Source organism: Nonomuraea sp. NPDC001684 (genome assembly GCF_053596515.1).
On record NZ_JBSFGJ010000584.1, the window covers coordinates 1 to 4,993 of the forward strand.

Genomic DNA, 4,993 nt, shown 5'->3' on the forward strand with positions numbered 1-4,993 from the left:
TGCGCGCCGAGGGCATCGAGGTCGGCGAGTGCACCACGGCCGTCGGCGTCGCGACCGGGCGCAGTTTCGTCTACGTCGACGCGGCCGGCGGGCAGCTGGTCATGACCTGGCCGGGGGCCGCCGACCTGCTGCCGCCCGCCCAGGCGGCCGCCGTCGCCGCCGGCCTGCCCGCCGGGTCCGTGCTCGTGCTGCAGGGGGAGATCCCGCTGGAGATCTCGTACGCCGCCGCGACGGCGGCCCCGCCGGGCGTGCGCGTCCTGCTCAATCCGAGCCCGGCGGGACCGTTCCTGGAGGGGACCGGCAAGGAGCTGCTGGCCCGCGCCGACGTGCTGGTGCTCAACGAGGGCGAGCTGGCCGCGCTGGCCGGCGAGACCCCCGGCGACCTGGACGACCTGCGCGGCAGGACCAGGGGACGCACCGTCGTCGTCACCCGCGGCGAGCACGGCGCCGAGATCGCCGACGACGGCGGCACTATGCTGATCGACGTCCCCAGCGTGCGCGTTGTGGACACCACCGGCGCGGGTGACGCCTTCACCGGCGCCCTGGCGGCCGCCCTCTGCGCCGGCACGGGCCTGGTGCGCGGCGTCCGGCTCGCCTGCCAGGTGGCGACCGTCTCGGTCACGCGCCGGTTCTGTGCCCCCAGCTACCCATCGGCCGCCGAGCTCGGCATCGCCCCGCTCCGCGGTCCGTCCGTGCAGGAGAGACCCGCGTGACACGACGTCATCCCACCCTGGCCATCCAGATCCGTGACCGGCTGCACGCCCTGATCGTCGAGCAGGGGCTGCGCCCCGGTGACAGGCTGCCGTCCGAGAACGAGCTCATGACCCTGTTCGACGTCGGGCGCACCAGCATCAGGGAGGCGTTCAAGCTCCTGGAGCAGGAAGGGCTCATCCAGGCCAGGCACGGCGACGGCCGCTACCTCACCTCGCAGCCCAGCCTGGACCGGCCGCTGACCCGCCTCGAAGGCGTCACCGAGATGCTGGCCAGCCGCGGGTTCACCGCCGACAACACCGTCCTCGACGTCATGGCCACCGAGCCGGACCGCCACCAGCGCGAGCTGCTGCAACTGCCGCCCGGCGAGGCCATCGTCCGGCTGGAACGCCTGCGCCGGCACCGGGACGACGCGCTGCTGTACTCCATCGACCTGTTCCCGCGCTCGCTCATCGGCCGCCCCATGGACGAGGTGGACTGGACCGGCTCGCTGTTCCAGCTCCTCACCGAGCACGGCCACACCATCGCCTACGCCGTCGCCCAGGTGCGGGCGGTGACCCTCAGCCACGCCCAGGCCGAGCGCATCGGCACCCACGAGGACGGCGGCGCCTGGCTGCTGCTCCTCCAGACCCACCACGACAGCGCCGGACGGCCGGTGCTGTATTCGCAGGACTACCACAGGGGCACCGACTTCTCCTTCCACCTGGTGAGACGCCGCGACTGAGTGAGCCGCCGCCGCGTACCGACCGACCGCCGTTCGCCGACGCAGAGAGGATCATGCGATGAGTGCCATCACGCTGGAGGCCGGCCACCCCATCCCGGCCTCCCCTTCCAGCCTCCGGGCGAGGTGCACCAGGCTGTCCGTCTTCTGGCTCGCCGAGGACGAGGTCTCCTTCTACGGGCTCCCGCCGCTGCTGATGAAGGTGTCGAACGTGGCCGGGGTCGCGGTCGTGCGCAGCTGCGCGGAGGCCCGGCTGCTGCTGGCCGGCGAGGACTTCGACGTGGCGGTGATCCCGCTCGCGGTCCTGCCGGACGTGCTCGGCGGACGCCCCCGCCGGGCCCGCCCGCAGATCCTGGCCATGGTGCGTCAGGGGGAGGAGCTCGCCCCCTGCGTCGCCCAGCGGTACGGGCTGGCCGGTTGCCTGCTGTGGGACGAGATCAATGTCGCCGGCTTGTCGGGCACCTTCGATCGGCTGCTGCGCGGCGACGCGCCCGTCCCGTCCAGGGGCGGGCCCGACCTGCTCGGCCGCCTGACCGAGCGCGAGCACATGGTGCTGGCGCTGCTGCTGCGCGGCATGAGCAACCACCAGATCGCCCGCTCGATGGGCATCTCCATCCATGGCGTCAAGCGCCACATCTCGAACCTGCTCGTCAAGTTCAACTGCTCCAACCGCACCGAGGTCGCCCTGGTCGCCCAGCGGCTCGGCCTCGACCCCGCCGCCCGCACCCCGCGCCACCTGAGCAGCACCGGCACGTAGCACGTACGACGAACCATCCCCGAACGGTCATCGAGAAACGGAGTGACAATGGACGTCCCTCTCATGGAACTCAGCGGCCGCGCCCCCGTCGTCAGGCTGCATGACATCGAGGCCGACATGGCCGCCGCCACCGACGCCATCAGGTCGCAGCTGACCGGATGGGGCTTCATGGCCGCGGAGGTGCCCGGCATCGGCGAGCGCGTCGAGGCCATGATGAACGAGTTCGCCGCGGCCTGCCGGGCGACCGGGCCGAGCCTGTCCGACTACGCCTACGACGTCGTCCCGCAGCTCGCCGTCGGCGGCACGCACGGGTTCTTCCCGTACAACTCGGAGATCCCGCGCCTGGCCAACGGCGTGCCCGACCCGAAGGAGTTCATCCACGTCAGCGGCGCCATGATCGGCGACCAGCCGCCCGGGGCGGGTGACGTGCTGCGGGCCTTCCCGGCGTTCGGCGCCCGCGCCGCCGAGGTGTTCGACATCGCCTTCCGGCTGATCTCGCTCTTCGGCGAGGTCGTCCGGGGGATGATGCCGCCCGGCACGCCCGAGCTGGACCTCTCGCACGACGCGACGAACCTGCGGGTGATCCACTACCGGGACGTCGGCGACCGCGAGGTGCTGGCCCACGAGCACTCCGGCATCCAGATGCTCGGCCTCCAGCTTCCCCCGTCCGACCAGGGCCTGCAGTACGTGCTGCACGACGGCACCTGGGTCGAGCCGGTGATCGCCGGGACCGACGTCGTGCTGTGCAACATCGGCCGGATGCTCACCAGCGCCTCCGACGGGCGGTTCCGGCCGTCCACGCACCGGGTGCACACCAAGCCGATGCCCGCCGGCTACGAGCGCCTGTCGTCGGTGCTCTTCGCCTATCCGCAGCACAAGGCCCGCCAGTGGAAGATGGTGGACGGCGAGCTGATGTCGCTGAACGCCACCTGGGGCGACTTCATCGACAGCCGCTTCCAGGGCCTCGGCAAGCAGTCCTGACCGCCCGGCCTCCTGGCGGCCGGGCCGGCCGTCAGGAGGCGATCAGGAGGCGGTGGCCCGGACGGCCGCCCGGATCACGTCGGCGACCTCCTTCGGCCGCGACACCGCGACCGCGTGCGAGGCGCCGGCGACCTCCACGGCGGTCGCGCCGGCCCGCTCGGCCCCGAACCGCTGCACGTCGGGGTTGATGGCCTGGTCGGCGTCGGCGATGACGGCCCACGACGGCTTGGCCCGCCAGGCCGCCGTGGCCGCGCCCTCGGTGAACGCCCCGGCCGCCAGCGGCCGCTGCGCCACGGCGAGGACCCGGGTGACCTCGGCCGGCACGTCGGCGGCGAAGACCTGGGGGAAGGCGTCGGCGGCGATGGTGAACTCGACGGCGGCACCGCCGTCCGCCAGCGGGTAGGACGCCTGCCGCAGGCTCGCGCCGAGCGGCGGCTCGGGGAAGCGGCCCTGGAGCTCGCCCAGGCTCTCGCCCTCGTCCGGGACGTACGCGGCGACGTAGACGAGGCCGACGACGTTGTCCGCCGCGCCGGCCACGGTGATGATCGCGCCGCCGTACGAGTGGCCTGCCAGCACGACCGGGCCGTCGATCTGGGCCGCGACGGAGGCGACGTACGCCGCGTCCGAGGCCAGGCCGCGCAGCGGGTTCGGCGGGGCCACCACGGGGATGCCGTCCCGCTGCAGCTCGGCGATGACGCCGGACCAGCTCGCCGCGTCGGCGAACGCGCCGTGCACGAGGACGACCGTCGGGGTGGTGCTCTCCGTCATGGGAAAAACTCCTTCTCGGGGCGAAAGGGACCGGTCGGCCCCGGTAGCGATCCAACAGCCGGGCCGCTCGCGCGCACGAGGCGGAAACGTACTTCTGCCTGTGGTTCCGCCTCGTCTTTCCGCGGGCCGGTCGTTTGGATGGGTGACGGCCCCCCTGCTTCCCACCCCTTCTTCCTGGAGCGATCATGATCAAGCCCGTCCTGGAACCCGCCGCTCAGGCGTTCGCCGAGGCCACCGCCGAGCCGCCGTACCTCTTCCAGCTCCCGCCGGAGGAGGGCCGCAAGGCCGTGAACGAGGTGCAGTCCGGCCCGGCCGAGCTGCCCGCCGTGGACGAGGAGTGGGTGACGGTCCCCGGCGGACCCACCGGCGAGGTCAGGGCCCGCATCGTGCGGCCCGCCGGCAGCACCGGCGCCCTGCCCGTGATCATCTACATCCACGGCGCCGGCTGGGTCTTCGGCAACGCCCACACCCACGACCGGCTGGTCCGCGAGCTGGCGACCGGCGCCGGCGCCGCCGTGGTCTTCCCCGAGTACGACCTGTCGCCCGAGCACCGCTACCCGGTCGCCATCGAGCAGAACTGGACGGTCGCCCGCTGGATCGTCACCGACGGCGCCGCCAAGGGCCTGGACGCCACGCGCGTCGCGGTGGCCGGCGACTCCGTCGGCGGCAACATGACCGCCGCGCTGACCATCATGGCCAAGCAGCGCGGCGGGCTGTCGCTGCGCCGCCAGGTGCTGTTCTACCCGGTGACCGACGCGTCCTTCGACACCGAGTCCTACCGGCAGTTCGCCGAGGGCTACTTCCTGCGCCGGGACGGCATGCAGTGGTTCTGGGACCAGTACACGACCTCGGAGGCCGAACGCGCCGAGATCACCGCGTCCCCGCTGCGGGCCACCGTCGAGGAGCTGGCCGGCCTGCCGCCGGCGCTGGTCATCACCGGCGAGGCGGACGTGCTGCGCGACGAGGGCGAGGCGTACGCCGCCAAGCTGCGCGCCGCCGGGGTGCCGGTGACCGCCGTGCGTTACCAGGGCATCATCCACGACTTCGTCATGCTC

Annotated in this window: 6 protein-coding genes; 5 read left to right on the top strand and 1 reads right to left on the bottom strand. The window is 73.0% G+C overall.

Going from position 1 to position 4,993, the window contains the following annotated elements; genetic code table 11:
* The 4 genes from ACWCSD_RS47720 to ACWCSD_RS47735 all read left to right on the top strand — a co-directional run.
* On the top strand, positions 1 to 713 hold a 713-nt coding region (locus ACWCSD_RS47720), incomplete at its 5' end, for a PfkB family carbohydrate kinase (protein ID WP_449925641.1).
* Positions 710 to 1,435, top strand: coding sequence for a GntR family transcriptional regulator (locus ACWCSD_RS47725; RefSeq protein ID WP_387668394.1), 726 nt, complete (start codon positions 710 to 712; stop codon positions 1,433 to 1,435). The genes ACWCSD_RS47720 and ACWCSD_RS47725, both read left to right, overlap by 4 nt.
* Positions 1,436 to 1,493: 58 nt before the next feature.
* The gene (locus tag ACWCSD_RS47730; RefSeq protein ID WP_358283124.1) at positions 1,494 to 2,189 is read left to right on the top strand and encodes a helix-turn-helix transcriptional regulator; all 696 of its coding nucleotides are present in this window, start codon (positions 1,494 to 1,496) and stop codon (positions 2,187 to 2,189) included.
* 48 nt (positions 2,190 to 2,237) lie between these two features.
* Positions 2,238 to 3,170 carry a 2OG-Fe(II) oxygenase family protein gene (locus ACWCSD_RS47735; RefSeq protein ID WP_352349644.1) on the top strand — a complete coding sequence of 311 codons (933 nt, stop codon included), beginning with the start codon at positions 2,238 to 2,240 and terminating at the stop codon, positions 3,168 to 3,170.
* 42 nt (positions 3,171 to 3,212) lie between these two features.
* Here the strand turns inward: ACWCSD_RS47735 and ACWCSD_RS47740 are convergent, their stop codons facing one another.
* A complete protein-coding gene (locus ACWCSD_RS47740) occupies positions 3,213 to 3,938 on the bottom strand; it encodes an alpha/beta fold hydrolase (RefSeq protein ID WP_397164751.1) in 726 nt (241 codons plus the stop codon).
* A gap of 185 nt (positions 3,939 to 4,123) precedes the next feature.
* Between ACWCSD_RS47740 and ACWCSD_RS47745 the strand changes: the two genes are divergently transcribed.
* A partial coding sequence (locus tag ACWCSD_RS47745; protein WP_449925646.1) for an alpha/beta hydrolase occupies positions 4,124 to 4,993 on the top strand: 870 nt, incomplete at its 3' end.